Genomic DNA, 21,979 nt, shown 5'->3' on the forward strand with positions numbered 1-21,979 from the left:
TTGTTGGGGGTTCGGTAGAGTGTTGTTGGTGTGAAGGTTGTTCATTTTTGCGGAGAAAAACAATGGCCACTGCACCTGCACCTACTTCCCAAGAACTAACAAGTTTGGCGCTGCATACCGATGATCGGACCCTTGGGGTATCGACCAGTCCTGTCAATACACCACTTTCACCCCAAGCTTCGTTTACACCTGCAGAATATGCAGTATTTGTGATGGTTCGAGAAATTACTGCCTATGCTTGCCAGAATTATAAAGACGACCCAGGCCCTTACAATTACTCGGGCATGGTGAATGGTATCACCGGGGTGGGTGGGTATTCAAAAGTCAATTTTGATGTGGATTTAAGTGTGCTGTATTTTTCAAACGCTAATGGAAAGTTCAACAAAATCACCGGTACGTTGGCTTCGAAGGTGCCTGTGGCACCTATTCCGGCGCTTCTTCAGGCGGGGGATATCTATACCTTTACGTTCGGGGATCCCTCATGGCGATTTACTGCTAGCGTCGTTCTGAATTCGCTGTACTGATGCGGGTTTCTTAGCTTGGTTCTGTTATTGGGTGGGGGGGTAATGTGCCCGGCTGCATGGGGTATTGATAAATGAAAAATTACCGCCAGCGTCTGGCGAATGAGGTGTGATATGGTTGATGAGGAATTAGATTCCGACGGTGCTGGTCAATATAATTACGCTTATGCAACGGAGGAGAAGTTGGAACCTGCTGGCGAAGAAGGTGCTGGGGGCGGTGATACAACGGTTACCATAACATTTCCTGATGGGACGGTAAGAACGGTCACGATAGATACAACAAAAGATCGCCCTTTTGAGGACATTAAACTTTGAGCTTGACCAATGAAAAAGGCGTCCCGAGGGACGCCTTTTTTGGTTTTTAAACGCTCAACCAATCGTCATCAAACTGGCATTCCCCCCCGCCGCAGCGGTGTTCACGCTCAACGCACGCTCGATCACCAACCGCTCCAGGGCGATGTTGCTTTCGCCGTGGGACAGCCCCTGCACGCCAACGATGGCGCCGGCACGCTTGGCCACTTGCTGGCACACCGCGCGCAGTTGGTCGGAGTCACCGTGGTGGATGACGGCGTCGAACACCACTTCGTCCTTGGTCCACTCCGGCACCAGCTGGATGCGGGCCTGTACTTCCTTCGGCAGGCGCGCGCGCAGCGGTTTGGCGATCTCGCCTTCCGGCCATACGGCGGTGCTGCCCACGGCCAGGGCGGCGGCCAGTTGCACCAGCAGGTCGGCTTCCTGGTCGGCCAGGCACAGCACGTGTTCGCGCGGCAGGATGCTGTAGCTGTTGCGCTCGCCGGTAGGGCCTGTCAGCTGGCGGGTCACGCCGCTTTGCGACTGCTGGGCGAATTGGCCGCACAGGGTGGCCAGTTCCGCGTGCTGGTTGCTGCCGGCCCAGGCTTGCAGGGCTTGCAACGGCTTGGCCATGGCGTCGCGCAGGCGCACGTCGGGGGCGGCTTCGCTGTCGGCGCGCTTGAAGGTGTGCTCGATGGCGCCTTCAGGGCGGGTGGACAGCAGGCGGTACAGGTACAGCGGGCCGCCGGCTTTCGGGCCGGTGCCCGACAGGCCTTCGCCGCCGAACGGCTGCACGCCCACCACGGCGCCGACGATGTTGCGGTTGACGTAGACGTTACCGGCGTTGACGTTATCGATGACCTTGGCGATGGTCTCGTCGATGCGGGTGTGCACGCCCAGGGTCAGGCCGTAGCCGGAGGCGTTGATCTGCTCGATCAGCTGGTCGAGGTTCTTGCGGCTGTAGCGCACCACGTGCAGCACCGGGCCGAAGATTTCGCGTTGCAGTTCGTCGAAGCTGTCCAGTTCGATCAGCGTTGGCATCACGAAGGTGCCGCGCTTCACTTCCTCGGCGTCGGCGATGGCCACCTGGTACACGGCGCGGCCTTTGTCGCGCATGCCCTGGATGTGCTTCTCGATGCCGGCCTTGGCTTCGGCGTCGATCACCGGGCCGATGTCCACGGACAGGCGCTCGGGGTTGCCCAGGCGCGATTCGGCCATGGCGCCCTTGAGCATTTCGATCACGCGGTCGGCGGAGTCTTCCTGCAGGCACAGCACGCGCAGGGCCGAGCAGCGCTGGCCGGCGGAGTCGAAGGCCGATGACACCACGTCGATGACAACCTGCTCGGTGAGCGCCGAGGAATCGACGATCATCGCGTTCTGGCCGCCGGTTTCGGCGATCAGCGGGATCGGCCGGCCCTGGCTGTCCAGGCGCCCGGCGATGTTGCGTTGCAGCAGGCGCGCCACCTCGGTGGATCCGGTGAACATCACGCCCTTGACGCGCTCGTCACCTACCAGGCGCGCGCCCACGGTTTCGCCGCGGCCTGGCAGCAGTTGCACCACGCCCTCGGGGATGCCGGCTTCCAGCAGCAGGCGCACGGCCTGGGCTGCCACCAGCGGGGTCTGTTCGGCCGGCTTGGCCAGCACCGGGTTGCCGGCGGCCAGCGCCGCGGCCACCTGGCCGGTGAAGATCGCCAGCGGGAAGTTCCACGGGCTGATACACACCACCGGGCCCAGCGGGCGGTGAGCGTCGTTGCTGAAATCGTTGCGGGCCTGCACCGCGTAGTAGCGCAGGAAGTCCACGGCCTCGCGCACCTCGGCGATGGCGTTGGCGAAGGTCTTGCCGGCCTCGCGGGCCAGCAGGCCCATCAGCGGCTGGATCTCGGCTTCCATCAGGTCGGCGGCGCGTTCCAGGATGGCGGCGCGCTCGGCCGGCGGGGTGGCCTGCCAGATCGGGCCGTTGCTCATGGCGCACAGAATGGCGTTGTCGACGTCGGCGACGGTGGCTTCCTGCACGTGGCCGACCACGTCGCGGTGGTCGGACGGGTTCAGCACTGCCTGGGCCACTTCGGTGCTGGCGTCGCAGCCCAGCATGGGCGCGGCTTTCCAGTCGGTGTGGGCGGTGCTCAGCAGCGCGCACGACAGCGACGCCAGGCGGTGTTCGTTGGCCATGTCGATGCCGGCCGAGTTGGCGCGTTCGCTGCCATACAGGTCACGCGGCAGCGGAATGCGCGGGTGCGGCAGGCCGGTGGTGCCTTCCTGGGTGGCCATGCGTTCGATGGTGCTGACCGGGTCGGCCACCAGTTCCTGGATGGAAATGGAGGTGTCGGCAATGCGGTTGACGAACGAGGTGTTGGCGCCGTTTTCCAGCAGGCGGCGTACCAGGTAGGCCAGCAGCGTCTCATGGGTGCCCACCGGGGCGTACACGCGGCACGGACGGTTCAGCTTGCCATCGGCGACCTTGCCTACCACCTGTTCGTACAGCGGTTCGCCCATGCCGTGCAGGCACTGGAACTCGTACTGGCCGGGGTAATAGTTCTGACCAGCGATGTGGTAGATGGCCGACAGGGTGTGGGCGTTGTGCGTGGCGAACTGCGGGTAGATGACTTCCGGCACCGACAGCAGCTTGCGTGCGCAGGCGATGTAGGAAACGTCGGTGTACACCTTGCGGGTGTACACCGGGTAGCCTTCCAGGCCTTCCACCTGGGCGCGCTTGATCTCGCTGTCCCAGTAGGCGCCCTTCACCAGGCGAATCATCAGGCGGTGGCGGCTGCGGCGCGCCAGGTCGATGACGTAGTCGATCACGTAGGGGCAACGCTTCTGGTAGGCCTGGATCACGAAGCCGATGCCGTTCCAGCCAGTCAGCTGCGGTTCGAAGCACAGGCGCTCGAGCAGGTCCAGGGACAGCTCCAGGCGGTCGGCTTCCTCGGCGTCGATGTTCAGGCCGATGTCGTATTGCTTGGCCAGCAGGGTCAGCGACAGCAGGCGCGGGTACAGCTCGTCCATCACGCGCTCGTACTGGGCGCGGCTGTAGCGCGGGTGCAGCGCCGACAGCTTGATGGAGATGCCCGGGCCTTCATAGATGCCGCGGCCGTGGGAGGCCTTGCCGATGGAGTGGATGGCCTGCTCGTAGGAAGCCAGGTACTTTTGCGCGTCGTGCTCGGTGAGCGCGGCTTCACCCAGCATGTCGTAGGAGTAGCGGAAGCCCTTGGCTTCGAACTTGCTGGCGTTGGCCAGGGCTTCGGCGATGGTCTCGCCGGTGACGAACTGCTCGCCCATCAGGCGCATGGCCATGTCGACGCCCTTGCGGATCATCGGCTCGCCGCTCTTGCCGATGATACGGCTCAGGGACGAGGTCAGGCCCGCTTCGTTGTGCGTGGACACCAGCTTGCCGGTCAACAGCAGGCCCCAGGTGGCGGCGTTGACGAACAGCGACGGGCTGTTGCCCAGGTGCGGCTGCCAGTTGCCGTTGCTGATCTTGTCGCGGATCAGCGCGTCGCGGGTGCCCTTGTCGGGGATGCGCAACAGCGCTTCGGCCAGGCACATCAGCGCCACGCCTTCCTGGGAGCTCAGGGAGAATTCCTGCAGCAGGCCCTGGACGATGCCGGCACGGCCGCCGGCGCTCTTTTGGTTGCGCAGTTTTTCGGCGATGCCGGCGGCCAGCTTGTTGGTGGCCTCGGCCATGGCGGCGGGCAGGCGCGCCTGCTCCAGCAGCATCGGCACCACTTCCGGCTCGGGGCGGCGGTAGGCGCCGGTGATGGCCGCGCGCAGCACCGATTGCGGCAGGATGCTCTCGGCGAACTCCAGGAAGCACTGGTGGGCGTGGTCGGCCTGTAGGTCGCCGGCGTCGTCGTTGGCCGAATGTGGCTGGCCGTTGAGTTCAGGCAGGGTGGCGCCACCCTCGAGCTTTTCCAGGTAATTGAAAATCGCCTGCTTGATCAACCAGTGCGGGGTGCGGTCGATGGACTGCGCAGCTGATTTCAGTCGCTCGCGGGTAGGGTCGTCAAGTTTGACCCCCAGGGTGGTCGTCGCCAATTTCTTGTCCTCATCAAGGCCACGTAGGTGTGGCAATAAAGCCGGCGGCAAGATTAGCCGTTGCTCACGGTAGGGTGCAACTAGGTGCAACCCGTATTTCGATGAAAAGTTGCACCTGTCATCGACTTGCTTTTTTTGTGTGGCGAATCTGCACAACGGCAGTGCGCGGCGCGCGCCCAATGCTCCCAAAGGAAGCAGAAGCAAGGCTTTGCGGGCGGCAGCCGGCTGTTGTGTAACAAGGTGCAACTTGCAGGCCATTTCGGTTGCGCCCTGTCCGCTGATCGCACCAAAATGCACTTCGTTGGTGCAACCCTTTCCCGGGGCATCAGCCTTCGTGCAAAAAGGTGCAACCCGGTGGTTGCTACATAACAACAACTAAAAGGAAGTTTCCCCGATGGGTGCGAGCAACCCCACCTTGATCACGTTCGTGGTCTATATCCTCGCCATGGTGCTGATCGGCTTCATGGCCTACCGCGCCACCAACAACCTCTCCGACTACATTCTGGGCGGGCGCAGCCTGGGCAGCGTGGTCACGGCGCTGTCGGCCGGCGCCTCGGACATGAGCGGCTGGCTGCTGATGGGCCTGCCTGGCGCGGTCTACCTATCCGGGCTGTCGGAAAGCTGGATCGCCATTGGCCTGATCGTCGGCGCCTACCTCAACTGGCTCTTCGTGGCTGGCCGCCTGCGGGTGCAAACCGAACACTGCGGCGACGCCCTGACCCTGCCGGACTACTTCGCCAGCCGCTTCGAGGACCGCAGCGGCCTGCTGCGGGTGATCTCGGCGGTGGTGATCCTGATGTTCTTTACCATCTACTGCGCCTCGGGCATCGTCGCCGGCGCGCGGCTGTTCGAAAGCACCTTCGGCATGAGCTACGAAACCGCCCTGTGGGCCGGCGCGGCGGCGACCATTGCCTACACCTTTGTTGGCGGTTTCCTGGCAGTGAGCTGGACCGACACCGTGCAGGCGACGCTGATGATCTTCGCCCTTATTCTCACGCCCATCGTCGTGGTGCTGGCCACCGGCGGCGTCGACACCACCTTCCTGGCCATCGCCGCCCAGGACCCGGCGCACTTCGACATGCTGCGCAATACCAGCTTCATCGGCATCGTCTCGCTGCTGGGCTGGGGCCTGGGTTATTTTGGCCAGCCGCACATCCTGGCGCGGTTCATGGCGGCCGATTCGGTGAAGTCCATCGCCAAGGCCCGGCGCATTTCCATGACCTGGATGATCCTGTGCCTGGGTGGCACCGTGGCCGTGGGCTTCTTCGGCATCGCCTATTTCGCGGCGCACCCGGAGCTGGCCGGTCCGGTCAGCGACAACCACGAGCGGGTGTTCATCGAACTGGCGAAGCTGCTGTTCAATCCCTGGGTGGCCGGCGTGCTGCTGTCGGCCATCCTGGCGGCGGTGATGAGCACCCTGAGCTGCCAGCTGCTGGTGTGCTCCAGTGCCCTGACCGAAGACTTCTACAAGGCCTTCCTGCGCAAGGCGGCCGGCCAGCGCGAACTGGTGTGGGTGGGGCGCGGCATGGTGCTGCTGGTGGCGCTGGTGGCCATCGCCATGGCCGCCAACCCGGAGAACCGCGTGCTGGGCCTGGTCAGCTACGCCTGGGCCGGCTTTGGCGCGGCGTTCGGGCCGGTGGTGCTGCTGTCGGTGCTGTGGCGGGGCATGACCCGCAATGGCGCCCTGGCCGGTATCGTCGTGGGCGCGGCAACGGTGGTGCTGTGGAAGCAGTTCAGCCCGGTGCCGCTGTACGAGATCATCCCCGGCTTTGCCTTCGCTACCCTGGCCATCTGGCTGGTCAGCGTGCTCGGCAAGGCGCCGTCGCTGGCCGTGCGTGACCGTTTCGACGCCTCCAGCGCGGCTTACCACGCCGGCAAATGATCGGATCGCGGCCCTGCAGCCTTGGGTTGCAGGGCCGCCCCGAGGTAAACTCCCGGGCCTTGCAGGAGTTGCCATGAACTATCGTCACGCCTATCACGCCGGCAACCACGCCGACGTCTTCAAACACCTGGTCTTGAGCCGCCTGCTTGCGCTGATGTCGCGCAAGGAGCAGCCCTTTGCCTACCTGGACACCCACGCCGGCATTGGTCTGTACGACCTGCGTGGCGACCAGGCCAGCCGTACCGGCGAGTTCCTGGAAGGCATCGCCCGCCTGTGGCAGGCCGATGACCTGCCGGCGCTGACCGCCGACTACATGGGCCTGGTGCGCGACATGAACCCCGACGGTGAGCTGCGCTACTACCCCGGTTCGCCCGAGGTGGCCCGCCGCCTGACCCGCCCGCAGGACCGTGTGCAGCTCAACGAGAAGCACCCGGCCGACGGCCTGCTGCTGAAAGACAACATCAAGGGCGACCGCCGCGTGGCCGTGCACCTGGGCGAGGGCTGGCATGTGCCGCGGGCCTTGCTGCCGGTGCCGGAAAAGCGCGCGGTGATGCTCATCGACCCGCCGTTCGAGCAGCTGGACGAGATGCAGCGTTGCGCCAAGGCGCTGAAAGAGGCGGTAGGGCGCATGCGCCAGACCGTGGCAGCCATCTGGTACCCGGTGAAGGACCAGCGTGCGCTGAAGCGCTTCTACCAGGACCTGGCCGGCAGCGGCGCGCCCAAGTTGTTGCGCGTGGAGTTGCTGGTGCACCCGGTGGATACGCCGCAGAGCCTGAACGGTTCGGGCCTGGCCATCGCCAACCCGCCGTGGGGCCTGGAAGAGGAACTGCGCGAGCTGCTGCCGTGGCTGGCCGAGAAGCTGGGCCAGACCCAGGGCAGCTGGCAGATGGACTGGCTGATCGCCGAGTGATTCGGCGGCGCCTGTGACGCGGCCTTGCGGCCGCTGCTACAGAGGTGCCGCGCCCCGAGATCGTAGCCGCTGCCGAAGGCTGCGCTGGTCGGTGTGAACACTGGAGGTTTCCAGTGGGGCATAGGGCCAGCGCAGCCTGGCGGCAGCGGCTACGCAACAGGCGTAGTTAGCGGTTCAACCAAGGCGGCATGCACACGCCGGTGCCACCCAGGCCGCAGTAACCCTCGGGGTTCTTGGCCAGGTACTGCTGGTGGTACGCCTCGGCGTAGTAGAAGGTCGGCGCTTCGGCGATTTCAGTGGTGATCTCACCTTCGCCGGCCTTGGTCAGCTCTTCTTGGTACGCCGCCTTGCTGGCCTCGGCCGCAGCCAGCTGCTCAGGCGTGGTGGCAAAGATCACCGAGCGGTACTGGGTGCCGATGTCGCCGCCCTGGCGCATGCCCTGGGTGGGGTTGTGGGATTCCCAGAACGGCTTGAGCAGTGCCTCGTAGCTGGTTTCCTTGGGGTCGAACACCACCAGCACCACTTCGCTGTGGCCGGTCAGGCCCGAGCAGGTTTCTTCATAAGTAGGGTTGGGCGTCATGCCTCCGGCGTAGCCCACGGCGGTGGTGTACACGCCTGGCTGTTGCCACAGCAGGCGCTCGGCGCCCCAGAAGCAACCCATGCCCAGGATGGCCACTTCCAGGCCCTCCGGGAACGGCCCGGTCAGGGTGCGGCCGTTGACGAAGTGCTCGGTGGGCACGGTCATGGCGGTTTCACGGCCAGGCAGGGCCTGGGCAGCGGTGGGCAAGACGTTTTTGTTCACAAGAATCTCCGAGCGCAGAACCATGTCCCATTCCCCTGAAGGCAGGTGTGGATAACCTGGGTGGTCATCTATTGATAGCCCGGTAGTTTGCCCGAGAGTGGCGCCGATGTCAGGCGCCGGGGCCGCGTGGGTAGCGCTTGAGGCGGCGCAGCAGCTCGTGGCTGGGAATAGGGCGGTCGAACAGGTAGCCCTGGCCCACGTCGCAGCGGTGGCGGCGCAGGAAATTCAGCTGCTCGGCGGTCTCGATGCCTTCGGCCACCACCTTGAGCTTGAGGTTGTGGGCCATGGCGATCACCGCGGAGGTGATCTCCATGTCGTCCTGGTTGTCGGGAATCTCGTGGATGAAGCTGCGGTCGATCTTGAGAATGTCGATCGGGAATTTCTTCAGGTAGCTGAGCGACGAATAACCGGTGCCGAAATCGTCCATGGCCAGGGTCAGGCCCAGCGCCTTCAGCTGGTCCAGCTGCTGGTGGGTGTCGTCGGTGGCTTCCAGCAGCAGGCCTTCGGTGAGTTCCAGCTCCAGCAGCGCCGGGTCCAGGTCTTCGTCCTTGAGGATGTGGGCGATGGACGCCACCAGGTCCGGGTCGGAGAACTGCTTGGGCGACAGGTTGATGGCCACCTGCAGGCGGCCTAGCCCGGCGGCGATCAGGCTCTTGGTCATGCGGCAGGCCTGGCGTGCGATCCATTTGCCGATGGGGATGATCAGGCCGGTTTCTTCAGCCACGCTGATGAACTGGTCGGGGCGGATCATGCCCTTTTCCGGGTGGTTCCAGCGCAGCAGCGCTTCCATGCCCAGCAGGCGCCCGGTGCGCAGGCACAGCTTGGGCTGGTAGAACACCTCCAGCTCGTTCTGGGTCAGGGCGCGGCGCAGGTTGTTTTCCACGAACAGCTTGTAGCTGGCCTCGGCGTTCAGCGCCTCGGTGAACACCTGCACCTGGTGCTTGCCGTTGGCCTTGGCCTTGTGCAGCGCCAGGCCGGCGTTCTTCATCAGGGTCTGCGGGTCACGGCCGTGCAGCGGTGCGCAGGCCAGGCCCACGGAGCCGGTGACGTTGATCAGCTGGTTGTCGACGAACATCGGCTTGTCGAGGGTCTTGAGCACCTGCACGGCGGTCTGCTGGCCGGCTTCCAGGTCAGTGTTGTCCAGCAGCACGGCGAACTCGTTGCTGGCGAAGCGCGCCAGGCTGCCGGACGGGCTCAGGCTGTTGCGCAGGCGCCGGGCCAGACTGATCAGCAGCTTGTCGCCGGTCTGGTGGCCGAGGCTGTCGTTGATGCGCTTGAAGTTGTCGATGTCCACCAGCAGCAGGCTGATGGGGGTGTCGCTGTCGCGGGCGAAGCGCTCGTCCAGGTTGCGGATGAACGCCGGCCGGTTGCCCAGGCTGGTGAGGTTGTCGGTGTAGGCCAGGCGCTCGATGCGCTGCTGGGCCAGCTTGCTCTGGGTGATGTCTTCGTAGATGCCGATGTAATGCGTCAACTCGCGGTTGTCGCCGTACACCTTGGAAATCGACAGCTGGCCCCAGTAGGGTTCCAGGTTCTTGCGGCGGCTCTTGAACTCGCCCTGCCAACTGTTGCTGTTGGCCAGGCTACCGGGGGCGTCGAACAGAATCTCGCTTAGGTTCTCCAGGGCCGGCAACTGCGACAGGCGCTGGCCGTGGACCTCTTCGGTGCTGTACTGGGTGATGGCGGTGAAGCTGGGGTTCACGTACTCCACCACGCCGTCGCAGTTCACCAGCAGGAAGGCGTTGGCGCTCTGTTCCACTGCGCGCTGGAACAGGTGCAGGGCGCTGGTGGCGGCGCGGCGGTTGTGGTTGTTGATGACCTGGGCGAACTGGTCGGCCAGCTCGCCGGCAAAGGCGATCTCGTCGGACTGCCAGGGCCGGGTTTCGCCGGTCTGCTCCAGGCACAGCACGCCCACCACCTGGCCGTCGATGCGGATGCTGGCGTCGAGGATGGCGTTGATGTCGCGCGCGCGCAGGCTCTCGACCATCTCGTGGGTGCGCGGGTCGAAGGCGGTGTCGTTGACGTCCACCGCGCGGCTGGTGTGCAGCGCCTCCAGGTAATCGGGGTAGCGGCTGACGTCGATGGGTTGCAACGGGCGGTATTCGCCCTTGAGGCCGTCGTAGGCGGCGATGGGCTCCATGCGCTGGTCGTTCAGGTTCCACAGGCTGGCGCCGCCGATGTCGTAGATTTCGCAGGCGCTGCGGGTGATCAACTGCGCCGCTTCGAGCATCGGGTTGTTGGTGCTGTAGCGCTGGCGGGCCAGGCGCAGGATCAGGTCCTGCTGGGCGCGCACGCGGTCCAGGTGTTGCAGTTGCTCTTGCTGGGCGCGCTGGTTCAGCTCCAGGGCGATCTGCAGGCGGTTGTTCTGCGATTCCAGGTCGCCCTGGCCGGGTAGTAGATCGCCCAGCAGGTCGTCGATCACCAGCAGGTAGCCGCGCAGCAGCTGGCGGTTGTGCTGCTTGTAGGGCTCGCCCAGCTCCAGCAGCGCCAGCGGGCCTGCCGAGGTGTGCAGGGTGTAGCGCACCAGGTAATGGGGCTTGCTGGCCAGCTGCAGCTGGATGGCGTCGTGCAGTTGGTAGCGAGCCTCGGGCTCCATCAGGCTGGCGTAGGGCGAACCGACCAGCGCGCACAGCTCCGCCGCGGGCAGGCCAAATTGGCGCTCGCAGTTGGGGTCCAGGAACAGCAGAGCCCAATTGGCTTCATTCAGCCGTTCGAAACGCAGCATACCGAGGCGCGAAGGCACCGGTAACTGCGTCACTACCTCGGCCGCCATACGGCTGGCGGCATCGGGTTGGCTTTTCATGGGGAGCTCGCTTCAAGAGTGCTGGTCGTGCGCGGGCGGGTACAAACCCTCAGGTTTCCGGGCGCATGTGGCAAGGTTGCATCATGGCGCTCAGGCTGACAAGCAATACAGTGGCTCCGTGCCTGTATCGTTATCGGCAGTGCGGTTCGATACTTCAATTTCCAGTGAAAATCAGTGTTTGTGGCGGTTTTGTTGGCGCCAGAGACCGGGTGGTTCTGAAGCGAAATCACTTGGGGCAACCCCAATTTGTTGCCCTGCCAACAAGGCGGACTGCGCAGATGCCACCGACTGTGCACGCCCGAAACAGATGTAGGACCGGGCTTGCGCGTCAGGCGGGGAAGCGCCGCGCGGGCGGCGCGCGGTCTGACGAACGCCGAAAATCCCAAGCGCACACCTCCAAGGCCCCACCACAACCCGTAGCCGCTGCCGCCAGGCTGCGCTGGCCTGCGTGAACCCTGAAGATCTCCAGTATAAGCGAGGGTCAGCGCAGCCCAGCGGCAGAAACTACAACGCCTAGCTTTGCGCTGCTTGATCCAATCCTTCCAGCGCAGCCGCCAGCAAGCCGCTGCTGCTGTCGATCAGTTGGCCCATGATTTGGTTCAAGGCTCGAGTTGTCCTCGTATCTGCGTCACATGCCTCGTCACACAATACGGCCATGTTTGCGAGGTTGGCGGCGAGGTGTTCGAGGGCTTCGTGTAGTGGGATGCCTGGTTGCACGCTGAAAAGCGCGTTGCCGGAAGATGTATGTCCGAAGGGGATGGCGAGCGTGGTCAATGCGTCTGAAGTCATGTTCATGGTCAGTTCCTCAAGTTTTGCCGCCACCTGTCGCCGTCAAACGAATAGGTGGCAGCTGTACGCAGGTTGACGGACCGGAGGAACCAACAAACCCGGCGCACCCGAAGGTGCCCCGCGCACAGCCGCCATAACGCGTGGACGAGCGCGTGCGCGTCCGAAATCTGCGATGGGACTTTGTTGATTTTCGAGGCCGTCAAACCTCATCACGAATGGGTCGTGACGGAGGCGAGGATAGGGGGTGAGTTCGGCAGGGTCAATCGTGGATGGTCTGGATTGTTGGGAAATATCCGCCACTAAAAATTGATCTCGCCGATCTTCAGTCGGCCAAACAAGGCGGACGGTGGAGAGGCCAATGACTGTGCACGCCCGAAACAACTGTGGGAGCGGGCTCTGCCCGCGAAGCGCCGTGCGGTGTGATGGGCGCCGAAAATCCCAAGCGCACACCTCCAGGCCCCACCACATGCGCTGGCCTGCGTGAACGCTGAAGATCTCCAGTGTAAATGAGGGCCAGCGCAGCCTTCGGCAGCGGCTACAGGGATTTTGGTGGGCCTCTGAAGTGTGCGCTTGAGATTTTCAGTGTTCACACAATCGAGCGCCGCCCGCGCGGCGCTTCGCGGGCAGAGCCCGCTCCCACAGTTTGTTTCGGGCCAATCATGCCAGTGACATCTCCACCGTCCGCCTTGTTTGTGCGCCATTGGATGGGTGGCGCGCCGTTTTAAAAGCAAAAAAAAGCCCCGCCAAATTGGCGGGGTTGAGGTACGAGCGTGGCGCTCGGAAAAAACAGGCCGCCCCCCACGTGGGGAGGCGGCGAACAGCGGTTTACAGCAGCATGGTGCGGATGTCGGTCAGCAGGTCGCCCAGGCGCTTGGTGAAGCGCGCGGCCGCGGCGCCGTTGATCACGCGGTGATCGTAGGACAGCGACAGTGGCAGCATCAGCTTGGGTTGGAAGGCCTTGCCGTCCCACACAGGCTGCATGGTGGCCTTGGACACACCCAGGATCGCCACTTCCGGCGCGTTGACGATCGGCGTGAAGCCGGTGCCGCCAATGTGGCCGAGGCTGGAGATGGTGAAGCACGCGCCCTGCATGTCGTCGGCCGAGAGCTTCTTGGTCCGGGCTTTTTCAGCCAGGGCCGCGGCTTCGGCAGCCAGTTGCAGCAGGCTCTTCTGGTCGACGTTCTTGATGACCGGTACCAGCAGGCCTTCAGGGGTGTCTACCGCGAAGCCGATGTTGACGTACTTCTTGCGGATGATGGCCTTGCCGCTCGGGGCCAGGGACGCGTTGAAGTCCGGCAGCTCCTTGAGCAGGTGGGCGCACGCTTTGAGCAGCAGCGGCAGCACGGTCAGCTTGACGCCAGCCTTCTCGGCCACGGCTTTCTGCGCGACGCGGAAAGCTTCCAGCTCGGTGATGTCAGCCTGGTCGAACTGGGTGACGTGCGGCACGTTCAGCCAGCTGCGGTGCAGGTTGGTGGCACCGGCCTGCATCAGGCGGGTCATCGGCACTTCTTCGATTTCACCGAAGCGGCTGAAGTCCACGACCGGGATCGGCGGGATGCCGGCGCCGCCGGTAGCGCCTGCTGCTGCAGCAGGGGCTTCCTTGGCCTTGGTCATGATCGACTTCACGTAGGCCTGAACGTCTTCCTTCAGGATACGGCCGTGTGGACCAGTGGCGCTGACAGCGCTCAGCTCGACGCCGAACTCGCGGGCCAGCTGGCGAACCGCCGGGCCTGCGTGAACCTTGGCGCCCGACGCGGCAGCCGGGGCGGCAGCGGCAGGGGCTGGGGCGGCCGGGGCCTTGGCAGCCGGGGCTGCGGCAGGCGCGGCGGCGGCCGGTGCGGCAGCTGGGGCAGGGGCAGCAGCAGGGGCTGCGCCAGCGACTTTCAGCTTGAGGATCAGGTCGCCGGTGCCGACTTCGTCGTCCAGCTTGACGCTGATGCTCTCGACCACGCCTGCGGCAGGAGACGGGATCTCCATGCTGGCCTTGTCCGATTCCAGGGTGATCAGCGATTGGTCGACTTCGACGTTGTCGCCGACCTTGACCGACAGCTCGATGATCTTGGCCTTGCCCGACGAGCCGATGTCCGGCACGTGGATGTCCTGCACGCTAGGCGCAGCGGCGGCAGCGGCTGGCGCCGGTGCAGCAGCAGGTGCCGGAGCAGCGGCAGCAGCAGGTGCGGCCGCCTGGGCCGGTGCAGCGGCTGGGGCAGCGCCCGCCACCTTCAGCACCAGGATCAGGTCGCCGGTACCCACTTCGTCGTTCAGCTTGACGCTGATGCTTTCCACCACGCCGGCTTCCGGCGACGGGATTTCCATGCTGGCCTTGTCCGATTCCAGGGTGATCAGCGACTGATCAGCCTCGACGGTGTCGCCGACCTTGACCGAGATCTCGATGATCTGGGCCTTGCCCGACGAACCGATGTCCGGCACGTGCACGTCCTTGCTGGCGGCAGCAGCGGCCGGGGCCGGTGCTGCAGCTGGCGCAGGGGCTGCGGCTTGTGGCGCAGCAGCCGGGGCGGCAGCGGCAGGCGCAGGCGCCGCGGGTGCTGCGGCAGCACCCTCGACTTCCAGCTCCAGCACGTCGTCGCCTTCTTTCAGGCGGTCGCCCAGCTTGACCTTGATGGCCTTGACCACGCCGGCCTTGGGAGCAGGGATTTCCATGCTCGCCTTGTCCGACTCCAGGGTCAGCAGGCTCTGGTCGGCTTCAATGCGGTCGCCGACCTTCACCAGCAATTCAATTACTTCACCCTCACCGCTGCCGATGTCAGGTACGCGAATGATCTCGCTCACGAAAATTCTCCTCAGCAGTCCAGTGGGTTGCGTTTCTCGGGGTCGATACCGAACTTCACGATGGCCTCGGCCACCACTTTAGGTTCGATGTCGCCACGATCAGCCAAGGCTTCCAGGGCAGCCAGCACGACGAAGTGGCGGTCGACTTCGAAGAAGTGACGCAGCTTCTTGCGGCTGTCGCTGCGACCGAAGCCATCGGTACCCAGGACTTTGAATTCCTTGGAAGGAACCCACTGACGGATCTGCTCGGCAAACAGCTTCATGTAGTCGGTGGAGGCGATGACCGGGCCTTTACGGCCAGTCAGGCACTCTTCGACGTAGGTGGCGCGAGGCTTCTGGCCTGGGTGCAGGCGGTTGAAGCGCTCGGCGGCCAGGCCGTCGCGACGCAGTTCGTTGAAGCTGGTGACGCTCCACACGTCGGCGCCGACGTTGAACTGCTCGCGCAGGATCTTCGCTGCCTCGCGGACTTCGCGCAGGATGGTGCCCGAACCCAGCAGTTGTACGTGGTGGGCCGCTTCTTTCTTGTCTTCTTCCAGCAGGTACATGCCCTTGACGATGCCTTCCTCGACACCGGCCGGCATGGCTGGCTGCTGGTAGGACTCGTTCATCACGGTGATGTAGTAGAAGACGTCCTGCTGCTCTTCGGTCATCTTCTTCATGCCGTCCTGGATGATCACCGCCAGCTCGTAGCCGTAGGTAGGATCATAGGTGCGGCAGTTCGGGATGGTGGCAGCCAGGATGTGGCTGTGACCGTCTTCGTGCTGCAGGCCTTCACCGTTCAGGGTGGTACGGCCGGCGGTGCCGCCGATCAGGAAGCCACGGGTACGGCTGTCGCCAGCGGCCCAGGCCAGGTCGCCGATACGCTGGAAGCCGAACATCGAGTAGAAGATGTAGAACGGCAGCATTGGCTGGTTGTGGCTGGAGTACGAAGTACCGGCAGCGATGAACGAGCTCATGGCGCCAGCTTCGTTGATGCCTTCTTCAAGGATCTGACCTTTCTGGTCTTCCTTGTAGAACATCACCTGGTCTTTATCGACCGGCTCGTACAGCTGGCCGACGGAAGAGTAGATGCCCAGCTGGCGGAACATGCCTTCCATACCGAAGGTACGGGCTTCGTCCGGGATGATCGGGACGATGCGTGGGCCGATTTCCTTGTCCTTGACCAGCTGCGCCAGGATGCGCACGAAGGCCATGGTGGTGGAGATTTCGCGGTCGCCCGAGCCGTCCAGGATAGCCTTCAGGGTATCCAGAGGCGGGGTCGGCACGCTGAAGCTGTTGGCGCGACGCTGTGGCACGAAGCCGCCCAGTGCGTTGCGACGGTCGGCCAGGTAACGGGCCTCGGCGCTGTTTGGCTCTGGCTTGAAGAACGGCAGGTTTTCCAGCTCTTCATCCTTGACCGGGATGTCGAAGCGGTCACGGAACAGCTTCAGGCTGTCGACGTCGACCTTCTTGGTGTTGTGCGCGGTGTTCTTCGCTTCGCCCGCACCAGTACCGTAACCCTTGATGGTCTTGGCCAGGATGACGGTAGGTTGTTCCTTGTGGTTGACCGCTTCGTGGTACGCCGCGTAGACCTTGTACGGGTCGTGGCCGCCACGGTTGAGCTTCCAGATCTCGTCGTCGGACAGGTCGGCAACCATCGCCTTGAGTTCAGGCGTGTTGAAGAAGTGCTCACGTACGAAGGCGCCGTCTTTGGCCTTGTAGTTCTGGTACTCGCCGTCGATGACTTCGTCCATGCGGCGTTGCAGGATGCCGTCGACGTCCTTGGCCAGCAGTGGGTCCCAGAAACGGCCCCAGATGACTTTGGTAACGTTCCACTGGGCGCCGCGGAACACGCCTTCCAGTTCCTGGATGATCTTGCCGTTGCCGCGAACCGGGCCGTCGAGGCGCTGCAGGTTGCAGTTGATGACGAAGATCAGGTTGTCCAGCTTCTCGCGGCCGGCCAGGGAGATGGCGCCCAGGGATTCGGGCTCGTCGCACTCGCCGTCGCCCAGGAAGCACCAGACTTTCTGCTTGCCTGGCTGGATGAAGCCGCGGTGCTCCAGGTACTTCATGAAGCGTGCCTGGTAGATCGCCTGGATCGGGCCCAGGCCCATGGATACAGTCGGGAACTGCCAGAAGTCAGGCATCAGCCAAGGGTGCGGGTAGGACGACAGGCCCTGACCGTCCACTTCCTGGCGGAAGTTGTTCATCTGGTCTTCGGTGATGCGGCCTTCCATGAACGCGCGGGCGTAGACGCCTGGCGAGGTGTGGCCCTGGAAGTAGATCAGGTCGCCGCCGTGCTCGTCGGTCGGGGCCTGGAAGAAGTAGTTGAAGCCGATGTCATACAGGGTCGCACTGGAAGCGAAGCTGGAGATGTGACCGCCCAGGTCCGAATCCTTGAGGTTCGTGCGCATAACCATTGCCATGGCGTTCCAGCGCACCAGCGAGCGAATGCGGCGTTCCATGAACAGGTCGCCAGGCATGCGTGCTTCGTGGGTGACAGGAATGGTGTTGCGGTACGGCGTGGTGATTGCGTAGGGGAGTTGCGAACCACTGCGGGTGGCCAACTCGCCCATGCGAGTCATCAGGTAGTGAGCGCGGTCTTCGCCTTCTTTGTCGAGAACCGACTCCAGGGCGTCCAGCCATTCCTGGGTTTCGACGGGATCGAGGTCTTGCATGGCTTGCTCCAGGGCGGAAAGGCTTCCAGAATCGAAGCCTGAGTTTGCGACGGCCTTGTGGGCAGACGATATAGATTCTTGGATTACCGGGGGTTGTGCCGGCGTCGTGTAGTTTTACTACAAATCGTTCGTCATTTCATGCGTTGACATTGCGACCATCGTAGTAAAACTACAGGCAGAGGGCTTTTGGCCACCTGTCCCGTTGTGAGAAAAATCGATAACGTGGGTTAAAAACAAGTCCTCGAAAGGTTGAGTGCGATGCTTTCTGCCAGGAAATACGAATTTTCAGCTATTTCTAACTTTTGTACGACAGTCCAACCGGCGCGAATCAAACGCCCGGTGCCGTGCAACCCCCTTCGCACGCCGATCAAGGATAGACCATGAGCCTGCCAACAACGGTGCAATTGCCGGCCATTTTGACGCAACTTGTTGCGCGCAATCGCCAGACCTTCGAAGCCGCCGTGGCCACTACCGAACGTGCCGGCGAGCTGGCCAATTGGCCTGCCGCGACCTGGCAGGCGTTCGACCATGTGTGCGCCGCCAGCGACTTCGTCATCCAGCAGGCCAGCGCCACGCCCACGCTGTTGCTTGACCTGGTGGCCAGCGGCGAACTGGACCGCAGCTTCGCCGCCGGCGAGTTGCGCGCACAGCTTGCCGCCGCCGTGGCCGCCGCCAGCAGTGACGATGAACTGGGCCGCCAGCTGCGCCGCCAGCGCGCGCGCCAGCAGGTGCGCATCATCTGGCGCGACCTGACGCGCCAGGCCGACCTGGTGCAAACCTGCCGCGATTTGTCCGACATGGCCGACGCTGCAATAGATGAAGCATATAAATGGTTGTATAGACGTCACTGCGACCAGTTCGGCGTGCCCAAGGGGCGGCGCACGGGCGAAGTGCAGCAGATGGTCATCCTGGGCATGGGCAAGCTGGGGGCAGTGGAGCTGAACCTGTCCTCGGACATCGACCTGATCTTCGCCTACCCCGAGGGCGGCGAGACCGAGGGCGTGAAGCGCCCGCTGGACAACCAGGAGTTCTTCATTCGCCTGGGCCAGCGGCTGATCAAGGCGCTGGACCCGGTGACCGTCGATGGCTTCGTGTTCCGCGTCGACATGCGCCTGCGCCCCTACGGCTCGGCCGGCGCCCTGGTGCTGAGCTTCAACGCCCTGGAACAGTACTACCAGGACCAGGGCCGCGACTGGGAACGCTACGCCATGATCAAGGCGCGGGTGGTGGCCGGCGACCAGCAGGCCGGCGCGCAGTTGCTGGAGATGCTGCGGCCGTTCGTGTACCGCCGCTACCTGGACTTCTCCGCCATCGAGGCGCTGCGCACCATGAAGCAGCTGATCCAGCAGGAGGTGCGGCGCAAGGGCATGGCCGACAACATCAAGCTGGGCGCCGGGGGCATCCGCGAGGTGGAGTTCATCGCCCAGGCGTTCCAGCTGATCCACGGCGGCCGCGACCTCAGCCTGCAACAGCGGCCGTTGCTCAAGGTGTTGGCCACCCTGGAAGGCCAGGGTTACCTGCCGCCTGCGGTAATCGCCGAACTGCGCGAGGGCTACGAGTTCCTGCGCTACACCGAGCATGCCATCCAGGCCATCGCCGACCGCCAGACGCAGATGCTGCCCGACGGCGCAACCGACCAGGCGCGCATCGCCTTCATGCTTGGCTTCGCTGACTGGAACAGTTTCCACGAGCGCCTGATGCACTGGCGCGGCCGTATCGACTGGCACTTCCGCCAGGTTATCGCCGACCCCGATGAAGACGAGGGCGACGAAAGCGAGGTGGTCGTGGGCGGCGAATGGCTGCCGCTGTGGGAAGACGTGCAGGACGAAGAGGCAGCCTGCCGGCAGTTGCAGGACGCCGGTTTCAGCGACGCCAGCAAGGCCCTGCGGCAGTTGGCCGGCCTGCGTGCCAGCCCGCAGCTGCGCGCCATGCAGCGCATCGGCCGCGAGCGCCTCGACGCGTTCATCCCGCGCCTGCTGGCCCAGGCCGTGGAACACGACAACCCGGACCTGGTGCTGGAGCGCGTGCTGCCGCTGGTGGAGGCCGTGGCCCGGCGTTCCGCCTACCTGGTGCTGCTGACCGAAAACCCCGGTGCCCTGCGCCGGCTGCTGACCCTGTGTGCCGCCAGCCCGTGGATTGCCGAGCAGATCGCCCGCTACCCGCTGTTGCTGGACGAGCTGCTGAACGAAGGCCGGCTGTTCAACCCGCCGCTGGCGCCGGAACTGGCCGCCGAGCTGCGCGAGCGGCTGACGCGCATCCCCGAGGACGACCTGGAGCAGCAGATGGAGGCCCTGCGCCACTTCAAGCTGGCCCACAGCCTGCGCGTGGCCGCCTCGGAAATCGCCGGCAGCCTGCCGCTGATGAAGGTCAGTGATTACCTGACCTGGCTGGCCGAGGCCATTCTTGAACAAGTCTTCATGTTGGCCTGGCGCCAGACCGTGGCGCGCCACGGCCTGCCGCAGCGGGCCGACGGCAGCCCCTGCGATCCGGGTTTCATCATCGTCGGCTACGGCAAGGTCGGTGGCATCGAGCTGGGCCACGGCTCGGACCTGGACCTGGTGTTCATCCACGACGGCGACCCCACCGCCGAGACCGATGGCGCCAAGCCCATCGACGGCGCGCAGTTCTTCACCCGCCTGGGCCAGCGCATCATTCACCTGCTCACCACCCAGACCAACTCCGGGCAGTTGTACGAGGTGGACATGCGCCTGCGGCCCTCTGGCGCCGCGGGTTTGCTGGTCAGTTCCTTGAACGCCTTCGGTCGTTACCAGGAGCACGAAGCCTGGACCTGGGAGCACCAGGCGCTGGTGCGTGCGCGGGTGCTGGTGGGCTGCAAGCACGTGGGCACCGCCTTCGAGCAGGTGCGCGCGCAGGTGCTGGGCCGCGAGCGCGATTTGCCCAAGCTGCGCGCCGAGGTCAGCGAGATGCGCGCCAAGATGCGCGACAACCTGGGCACCAAGGCCACCGCCGCCGGCACCGGGGCCAACGCCTTCGAGCCGGGGGCGCCGTTCGATATCAAGCAGGACGCCGGTGGTATCGTCGATATTGAATTTATGGTGCAATACGCGGCCCTGGCGTGGTCCAGGGATTATCCGGCGTTGCTGAAATACACCGATAATATCCGCATTCTGGAAGGGCTCGAGCAGGCCGGGTTGATACCCGCCACCGACGCGAGCCTGTTGCGCGAAGCCTACAAGGCCTACCGCTCGGCCGCCCACCGCCAGGCCCTGCAGAAGCAGGCCGGGGTGATCGGCGGGGATCAGTTTGTCGCCCAGCGTAGGGAAGTGCTGCGCATTTGGGCCGAAATGGGCTTGAGTTGATGTAGCAGGGCTGGGAGGCCTGGAAGGCCTGAAAGGGGCGCAGGCGGTCAATCTGCGCCTGACCAAAAGACAAGACGGGGAGGCCAGGCTGTACACCAACGGCCTGCTGCCTCCTCGGTCGTTTCTGGAAAAAGCATGAAAATTCTGATCATTGGACCCAGCTGGGTCGGCGACATGGTGATGGCGCAGACACTGTTCCAGTGCCTCAAGGTGCGCCACCCCGACTGTGTGATCGATGTGCTGGCGCCCGAGTGGAGCCGGCCGATCCTGGAACGCATGCCCGAAGTGCGCCAGGCCTTGAGCTTCCCGCTCGGCCACGGCGCGCTGGAACTGGCCACGCGGCGCACCATCGGCAAGTCGCTGAAGGGGCAGTACGACCAGGCGATCCTGCTGCCCAACTCGCTGAAGTCGGCGTTGGTGCCGTTCTTTGCCGGCATCCCGAAGCGCACCGGCTGGCGTGGCGAGCTGCGCTATGGCCTGCTCAATGATGTGCGGCGCCTGGACAAGGCCCGGTACCCGTTGATGATCGAACGCTTCATGGCCCTGGCCTTCGAGCCAGGCGCCGAGCTGCCCAAGCCGTACCCGCGCCCCACCTTGCGCATCGACCCGGCCAGCCGCGACGCGGCCCTGGCCAAGTTCGGCCTGGTGCTGGACCGGCCGTTACTGGTGCTGTGCCCCGGTGCCGAGTTCGGCGAGGCCAAGCGCTGGCCGTCGGAGCACTATGCCAAGGTCGCCGAGATGAAAATCCGCGAAGGCTGGCAGGTGTGGCTGTTCGGCTCGAAGAAGGACCACCCGGTGGGCGAGGCCATTCGCGGCCGGCTGATCCCGGGCCTGCGCGAAGAGTCGGTGAACCTCAGCGGCGAGACCTCGCTGGCCGAGGCCATCGACCTGATGAGCTGCGCCGACGCTGTGGTGTCCAACGACTCGGGCCTGATGCACGTGGCCGCAGCGCTGAACCGCCCGCTGGTGGCGGTGTACGGCTCGACCTCGCCGGGCTTCACGCCGCCCCTGGCCGACCAGGTGGAAGTGGTGCGCCTGGGCCTGGATTGCAGCCCGTGCTTTGACCGCACCTGCCGCTTCGGCCACTACAACTGCCTGCGCCTGTTGGAGCCGCAACGGGTGTCCGATGCCCTGCAGAAGCTGGAAGGGCCGGCCACGGTCGAACTGACGGTCGGGGTCGATTAA

Annotated in this window: 12 protein-coding genes; 6 read left to right on the forward strand and 6 right to left on the reverse strand. The window is 64.4% G+C overall.

The features are described from left to right. Positions 1-62: 62 nt before the first annotated feature. Positions 63-524: a hypothetical protein gene (locus AC0J42_RS02510; protein ID WP_473005162.1), complete on the forward strand. Its 462-nt coding sequence runs from the start codon at positions 63-65 to the stop codon at positions 522-524. A 111-nt stretch (positions 525-635) separates the two neighbouring features. Beyond that, entirely contained in the window at positions 636-836 is a 201-nt protein-coding gene (locus tag AC0J42_RS02515) for a hypothetical protein (protein WP_473005163.1), read from the forward strand. A gap of 54 nt (positions 837-890) precedes the next feature. Here AC0J42_RS02515 and putA read toward each other — a convergent pair whose 3' ends face one another. Next, positions 891-4,844, reverse strand: a complete 3,954-nt coding sequence (putA, locus tag AC0J42_RS02520; RefSeq protein ID WP_416422088.1) for a trifunctional transcriptional regulator/proline dehydrogenase/L-glutamate gamma-semialdehyde dehydrogenase — start codon at positions 4,842-4,844, stop codon at positions 891-893. 394 nt (positions 4,845-5,238) lie between these two features. Between putA and putP the strand changes: the two genes are divergently transcribed. Together putP and AC0J42_RS02530 are read left to right on the forward strand one after the other, a co-directional pair. Further along, positions 5,239-6,726 carry a sodium/proline symporter PutP gene (gene putP / locus AC0J42_RS02525; RefSeq protein ID WP_416422089.1) on the forward strand — a complete coding sequence of 496 codons (1,488 nt, stop codon included), beginning with the start codon at positions 5,239-5,241 and terminating at the stop codon, positions 6,724-6,726. A gap of 73 nt (positions 6,727-6,799) precedes the next feature. Next, entirely contained in the window at positions 6,800-7,636 is an 837-nt protein-coding gene (locus tag AC0J42_RS02530; RefSeq protein ID WP_473005164.1) for a 23S rRNA (adenine(2030)-N(6))-methyltransferase RlmJ, read from the forward strand. Between the two features lie 166 nt (positions 7,637-7,802). On the opposite strand, the gene msrA is transcribed toward AC0J42_RS02530, so the two are convergent. The 5 genes from msrA to aceE form a co-directional block, all read right to left on the reverse strand. Beyond that, positions 7,803-8,462 carry a peptide-methionine (S)-S-oxide reductase MsrA gene (gene msrA, locus AC0J42_RS02535; protein ID WP_473005165.1) on the reverse strand — a complete coding sequence of 220 codons (660 nt, stop codon included), beginning with the start codon at positions 8,460-8,462 and terminating at the stop codon, positions 7,803-7,805. 85 nt (positions 8,463-8,547) lie between these two features. Then, positions 8,548-11,238: a sensor domain-containing phosphodiesterase gene (locus AC0J42_RS02540; protein ID WP_473005166.1), complete on the reverse strand. Its 2,691-nt coding sequence runs from the start codon at positions 11,236-11,238 to the stop codon at positions 8,548-8,550. Positions 11,239-11,751: 513 nt separating this feature from the next. After that, entirely contained in the window at positions 11,752-12,033 is a 282-nt protein-coding gene (locus tag AC0J42_RS02545; RefSeq protein ID WP_416422093.1) for a DUF3077 domain-containing protein, read from the reverse strand. 819 nt (positions 12,034-12,852) lie between these two features. Beyond that, positions 12,853-14,817: a dihydrolipoyllysine-residue acetyltransferase gene (gene aceF, locus AC0J42_RS02550; RefSeq protein ID WP_473005167.1), complete on the reverse strand. Its 1,965-nt coding sequence runs from the start codon at positions 14,815-14,817 to the stop codon at positions 12,853-12,855. An 11-nt stretch (positions 14,818-14,828) separates the two neighbouring features. Next, positions 14,829-17,474, reverse strand: a complete 2,646-nt coding sequence (aceE, locus tag AC0J42_RS02555) for a pyruvate dehydrogenase (acetyl-transferring), homodimeric type (RefSeq protein ID WP_416422095.1) — start codon at positions 17,472-17,474, stop codon at positions 14,829-14,831. A 380-nt stretch (positions 17,475-17,854) separates the two neighbouring features. On the opposite strand from aceE, the gene glnE reads away from it, so the two are divergent. Together glnE and waaF are read left to right on the forward strand one after the other, a co-directional pair. Continuing rightward, positions 17,855-20,794 (forward strand): bifunctional [glutamate--ammonia ligase]-adenylyl-L-tyrosine phosphorylase/[glutamate--ammonia-ligase] adenylyltransferase, encoded by a 2,940-nt coding sequence (glnE, locus tag AC0J42_RS02560; RefSeq protein WP_473005168.1) that lies wholly within the window; start codon positions 17,855-17,857, stop codon positions 20,792-20,794. 135 nt (positions 20,795-20,929) lie between these two features. Further along, positions 20,930-21,979, forward strand: coding sequence for a lipopolysaccharide heptosyltransferase II (gene waaF, locus AC0J42_RS02565; RefSeq protein WP_416422097.1), 1,050 nt, complete (start codon positions 20,930-20,932; stop codon positions 21,977-21,979).

It is taken from the genome of Pseudomonas sp. Tav-5-1A (assembly GCF_055755055.1).

Excerpts from the sequence above, each read along its gene's own strand:
- AC0J42_RS02510 (WP_473005162.1), top strand. The coding sequence starts at position 63 with ATGGCCACTGCACCTGCACCTACTTCCCAAGAACTAACAAGTTTGGCG.
- AC0J42_RS02515 (WP_473005163.1), top strand. The coding sequence starts at position 636 with ATGGTTGATGAGGAATTAGATTCCGACGGTGCTGGTCAATATAATTAC.
- putP (WP_416422089.1), top strand. The coding sequence starts at position 5,239 with ATGGGTGCGAGCAACCCCACCTTGATCACGTTCGTGGTCTATATCCTC.
- AC0J42_RS02530 (WP_473005164.1), top strand. The coding sequence starts at position 6,800 with ATGAACTATCGTCACGCCTATCACGCCGGCAACCACGCCGACGTCTTC.
- msrA (WP_473005165.1), bottom strand. The coding sequence starts at position 8,462 with ATGGTTCTGCGCTCGGAGATTCTTGTGAACAAAAACGTCTTGCCCACC.
- AC0J42_RS02540 (WP_473005166.1), bottom strand. The coding sequence starts at position 11,238 with ATGAAAAGCCAACCCGATGCCGCCAGCCGTATGGCGGCCGAGGTAGTG.
- AC0J42_RS02545 (WP_416422093.1), bottom strand. The coding sequence starts at position 12,033 with ATGAACATGACTTCAGACGCATTGACCACGCTCGCCATCCCCTTCGGA.
- aceE (WP_416422095.1), bottom strand. The coding sequence starts at position 17,474 with ATGCAAGACCTCGATCCCGTCGAAACCCAGGAATGGCTGGACGCCCTG.
- glnE (WP_473005168.1), top strand. The coding sequence starts at position 17,855 with ATGAGCCTGCCAACAACGGTGCAATTGCCGGCCATTTTGACGCAACTT.
- waaF (WP_416422097.1), top strand. The coding sequence starts at position 20,930 with ATGAAAATTCTGATCATTGGACCCAGCTGGGTCGGCGACATGGTGATG.